Here is a 5,470-nt window from a genome sequence, read left to right as displayed (position 1 = left end):
AAATCCTTATCTGGCAAAAGATTTAACTGATTAGCTCGCTCTAGATCAAAAACAATTGACAAAAATCGTCCAATGTCTTTCTCTATAAGGGTTCCATCTCTTATAACCCCCGTCCATTACATAACACAAACCGAAGAACCGAGATTATTTCTATTTATTCTTCCGACACCCCACACCCCACACCCCACACCCCACACCCTGCCCCCAGGAAAAACTTTTTGCCGCAAACCCTAATTAATAATTCATAATTCCTTCTCCCTGCTCATAGACAGTCTTAACGAGTAATTTAGATAGTCAACAGCTTATCTTCTGACCTAGCACTTTTTTTTAAAAAGTATCATTAATTTTTATCTCAATTCTGAATATTAATTAATCCCAGGGTCGGTTGCTGGCAAACTCAGCAGCGTATTAAGAAAAAATAACGAATTGCTAGAAAGCCGAGAATCTGGATAATGATCGAGGTGGAGACAGAAAAATTGCTCTACTTAAGCCTGTCTGCCGTAAGCGTCCAATAGTAGATAGGGAGTCAAAAGCGACGCTCAAAGAAAATCCTTCGGTTGTCAGGGAAACGAGAGGATATTTAGTGCGAAATTGAGCCGTAAAAAAACTTAAAATCCCGACAAATATCGTAAAAACTAAGGGGAACACATGACCACAAAAACCTATGCAACCATAGATGGTAACGAAGCTGTTGCACGCGTTGCCTATCGTCTCAGTGAAGTGATCGCTATTTATCCTATCACTCCCTCCTCGCCCATGGGTGAATGGTCCGATAGTTGGGCAGCCGAACGCAGAGCTAATCTCTGGGGAACCATTCCTTCCGTAATCGAAATGCAGAGCGAAGGTGGGGCAGCGGGAACCCTGCACGGAGCGCTACAAACAGGCTCTTTAACTACTACTTTCACTTCCTCGCAGGGATTATTATTAATGCTCCCTAACTTCTACAAAATTGCGGGGGAATTAACCTCTTCAGTGGTTCATGTGGCGGCCCGTGCTTTAGCAGCTCAAGGATTGTCAATTTTTGGGGATCATAGTGATGTCATGTCTGCCAGAAGTACGGGTTGGGCTATGTTAGCGGCTAATTCCGTTCAAGAAGCTCAAGATCTGGCGGCTATTGCCACAGCTACCACCCTAGAAACCAGGATTCCTTTTCTGCACTTTTTTGATGGGTTTCGTACCAGTCATGAGGTGCAAAAAGTCGAATTAATTAGCGATGAAACTCTCAAAGAACTGATCGATGAAGACCTAATTATTGCCCATCGTCAAAGGGCTTTAACTCCCGATCGACCGGTTTTACGAGGCACGGCACAAAATCCCGATGTTTATTTCCAGGCAAGGGAAAGCGTCAATCCTTTCTATCATGCTTGTCCCGATATCACTCAAAAAATTATGGATCGTTTTGCCCAATTAACAGGACGGCAATACCATCTCTATGAATACCACGGTGCGCCCGATGCCGAAAGAGTGATTATGTTAATGGGATCGGGAGGGGAAACCGTCCATGAAACCGTCGATTATCTCAATCAAAATGGGGCTAAAGTTGGGGTTTTAAAAGTTCGTCTCTATCGTCCCTTTGCCGCCGAAAAATTACTGGCAGCTCTGCCCACCACGGTGAAAAAAATAGCCGTTTTAGATCGCTGTAAAGAACCCGGTGCCGGGGGCGATCCGCTATATTTAGACGTGGTAAATGCCTTTATGGAAGAGTACGAAGGCAAGCTGCCGAAAATTGTGGGAGGACGCTACGGTTTATCTTCCAAAGAATTTACTCCAGCCATGATTGCCGGTATATTTGATAACTTAAGTCTCGACAAACCGAAAAATCACTTCACTATTGGTATCGTTGACGATCTTACCTTTTCCAGTCTGGAATATGACCGCAGTTTTTCCACCGAACCGGACGAAGTAGTGCGGGCGGTTTTCTACGGTTTAGGTTCCGATGGTACGGTGGGAGCTAACAAAAATTCAATTAAAATTATCGGTGAAGATACTGATAATTATGCCCAGGGTTATTTCGTCTATGATTCCAAAAAATCTGGCTCCGTCACCGTTTCTCACCTACGCTTTGGGCCCCATCCGATTCGCTCTACCTATTTAATCACTGATGCTAACTTTATCGCCTGTCATCAGTGGGAATTTGTCGAACAATTTGACCTGCTAGAAACCGCTAAATCGAACTCAATTTTTCTCCTGAATAGTCCCTATCCACCGGAGGAGGTGTTTAGTCACTTACCCCGCCATCTCCAGCAAACTATCATCGATAAAAATCTGCAAGTTTATACGATTAATGCCACTCAAGTAGCCAAAGAAGCGGGGATGGGCAGTCGGATTAATACCGTTATGCAGGTGTGTTTCTTTGCCCTAGCGGGGGTTTTGTCGCGGGAAGATGCGATCGCACAAATCAAAAAAGCCATCCGCAAGACCTACGGCAAGAAAGGCGAAGAAATCGTGCAGATGAACATCAAAGCTGTGGATTCTGCCCTAGAACACCTCTATCAAGTCCCAATTCCCGCCACTGTCACCCCTGAAGCTTTTGAATTAAGACCACCAATTCCCGACACTGCACCCACTTTCGTCCGAGAAGTCCTCGGCAAAATTATCGCCCGTCACGGGGATGAATTGCCCGTTAGCTCCCTTCCCAACGATGGTACTTACCCCACCGCCACTAGCCAATGGGAAAAACGCAATATTGCCCAAGAAATCCCCGTTTGGGATGCGGATGTCTGTGTTCAGTGCGGTAAATGCGTTCTCGTTTGTCCCCACGCCGTTATTCGCTCGAAAGTTTATGATGAGGCCGAATTAGCCACGGCCCCGGAAACCTTTAAAGTCGCAAATGCCAAGGATCACGACTGGAAAGGGCTAAAATTCACCATCCAAGTGGCCGCCGAAGATTGTACCGGTTGCGGTCTCTGTGTTGATGTTTGCCCCGCTAAAAACAAATCGCAACCGCGTCTAAGAGCGATTAATATGGCTCCCCAATTGCCCCTGCGGGAACAGGAACGAGTTAACTGGGATTTCTTCCTTAATTTGCCTAATCCAGACCGATTAAGCCTAAATCTCAATAAAATTAACCATCAGCAAATGCAGGAACCTCTCTTTGAGTTTTCCGGCGCTTGTGCCGGTTGTGGTGAGACTCCCTACGTTAAATTGGTCAGTCAGCTATTTGGCGATCGCATGATAGTGGCTAATGCCACCGGTTGTTCATCTATCTACGGAGGTAATTTACCGACAACACCCTGGGCAGTTAACGCCGAAGGTCGCGGGCCGGCCTGGTCGAATTCCCTCTTTGAAGATAATGCCGAATTTGGCTTAGGATTCCGAGTTTCCATCGATAAACAGGCAGAATTTGCCGCCGAACTCTTAGGAACCCTCGCTAGTGAAATCGGAGAAAGTCTAGCGGCAGATATTCTCAATTGTCACCAAGTCGATGAAGCGGAAATTTACGAACAACGGCAACGGGTAGAGGCCCTAAAATCCCGTTTAGGGCAATTAACCCCGACCACGCAGGTGAAAATGTTGTTATCCGTGGCCGATTATCTGGTCAAGAAAAGCGTCTGGATTGTCGGGGGTGACGGTTGGGCCTACGACATCGGTTATGGTGGCTTAGATCACGTTTTAGCCAGTGGTCGCAATGTGAATATTTTGGTCATGGATACGGAAGTTTACTCGAATACGGGCGGCCAGGCCTCGAAAGCTACTCCTCGGGCCGCCGTAGCTAAATTTGCTTCTGGTGGCAAACCCAGCCCGAAAAAAGACCTCGGTTTAATGGCCATGACCTACGGTAACGTCTATGTGGCCAGCGTGGCTATGGGGGCAAGAAACGAGCAAACTATCAAAGCTTTCCTAGAAGCGGAAGCTTACAACGGGCCATCGTTAATTATCGCCTATTCTCACTGTATTGCTCACGGGATCAACATGACCACCGCCATGAACCATCAAAAAGAAGTGGTGGAAAGCGGTCGCTGGTTAATGTACCGTTATCATCCCGATTTAGCTAAAGAAGGCAAAAATCCCCTGCAATTGGACAGCCGTGCGCCTAAGCTTACCGTAGCGCAAACTCTCTACTCGGAGAATCGCTTTAAGATGTTGGCCACCAGTAAGCCGGAGGAAGCTAAACGTCTGCTCAAAGAAGCACAAGCAGATGTGGATACGCGCTGGCAAATGTATCAGTATTTAGCAGCAAAAGGTACAGGGAGCAACGAATAGTTATGAATCTACACACTACCTACATGGGTTTACAATTGCGATCGCCGCTAGTCATCGGTGCGGCCGCACCCTTGAGCGAGGATATCGACAATATCAAGAGAATGGAAGACTTTGGAGCCGCTGCCGTGGTTTTACACTCCTTTTTCGAGGAGCAGATTAAACAGGAAAGACTGGCTCTACACCATCATTTTACCCACGGAGCCGAGAGTTTTGCGGAAGCTTTGACTTATTTTCCCGAACCGGAGGTTTTTCACGTTGGTTCCGACGAATATCTCAACCATATTCGCAAAGCCAAAGAAATGGTCGATATTCCCATTATTGCCAGTCTCAACGGTGAGACCTCTGGGGGATGGTTGGAGTATGCCATTCAAATTCAACAAGCGGGCGCTGATGCTTTGGAGTTGAATGTTTATTATGTTCCCAACGACCTGGAATTAACCGGAAATCACGTCGAACAAAACTATATTGATATCCTCAAAATTGTCAAATCGGAGGTATCAATTCCCGTCTCGATGAAGTTAAGTCCCTACTTTAGCAATACGGCCAATATGGCTAAACAATTAGCGGAAGCGGGGGCCGATGGGTTGGTATTATTTAACCGTTTCTATCAGCCGGATATCGACTTAGAAACCTTAGATGTTCACCCCAATATTATCCTCAGTAATCCCCAAGCAATGCGTTTACCCCTGCGCTGGATTGCCATGCTTTACGGTCGTGTACCGACGGATTTTGCCGCTACCAGTGGCATTCATAACGCCATCGACGTGATCAAAATGATGATGGTGGGGGCAAAAGCGACCATGTTAGTTAGTGTTTTATTACGCCACGGTTTGGAGGAAATTACCAAGATCGAACAGGGTTTATTGCATTGGTTGGAAGAAAATGAGTACGAATCGATCGAGCAGTTAATTGGCAGTATGAGTCAAATGAATTGCCCCGATCCCACTGCTTTTGAACGGGTACAGTACATGAAAGCTCTGCAAAGTTACGAACCTGTTTGGAAACGTTTTCAAACCACCAGCAAATAAAAGTGGGAAGCTTTTTTCAGTGATCAGTGATCAGTAATCAGTAATCAGTGAACTGAAAACTTAAGTAGGTAGGCGTTAAAAATTATCAGCCACCCCCCTTATCAAGGGGGATCCCCCCGCCTATCGGCACCCCCCTTATCAAGGGGGGCAGGGGGGATCGGCACCCCCCTTATCAAGGGGGATCCCCCCGCCTATCGGCACCCCCCTTATCAAGGGGGATCCCCCCGCCTATCGGCACC

At 46.7% G+C, this 5,470-nt stretch carries 3 protein-coding genes; all 3 read left to right on the top strand.

Features of this window, described 5'->3' with window-relative positions:
- Positions 1 to 72: 72 nt before the first annotated feature.
- The 3 genes from O9332_RS26650 (at position 73) to O9332_RS26640 (ending at position 5,231) form a co-directional block, all read left to right on the top strand.
- Entirely contained in the window at positions 73 to 234 is a 162-nt protein-coding gene (locus O9332_RS26650) for a hypothetical protein (protein ID WP_196219802.1), read from the top strand.
- Positions 235 to 648: 414 nt separating this feature from the next.
- Entirely contained in the window at positions 649 to 4,203 is a 3,555-nt protein-coding gene (gene nifJ, locus O9332_RS26645) for a pyruvate:ferredoxin (flavodoxin) oxidoreductase (RefSeq protein WP_002758282.1), read from the top strand.
- Positions 4,204 to 4,205: 2 nt separating this feature from the next.
- Positions 4,206 to 5,231 (top strand): dihydroorotate dehydrogenase-like protein, encoded by a 1,026-nt coding sequence (locus tag O9332_RS26640; RefSeq protein WP_104395596.1) that lies wholly within the window; start codon positions 4,206 to 4,208, stop codon positions 5,229 to 5,231.
- Positions 5,232 to 5,470: the final 239 nt, after the last annotated feature.

The organism is Microcystis sp. LE19-10.1B (genome assembly GCF_027530565.1).
Taxonomy (GTDB): domain Bacteria; phylum Cyanobacteriota; class Cyanobacteriia; order Cyanobacteriales; family Microcystaceae; genus Microcystis; species Microcystis aeruginosa.
The sequence above is the reverse complement of the archived record's forward strand: the minus strand, read 5'-3'. Positions and strand labels throughout refer to the sequence as shown.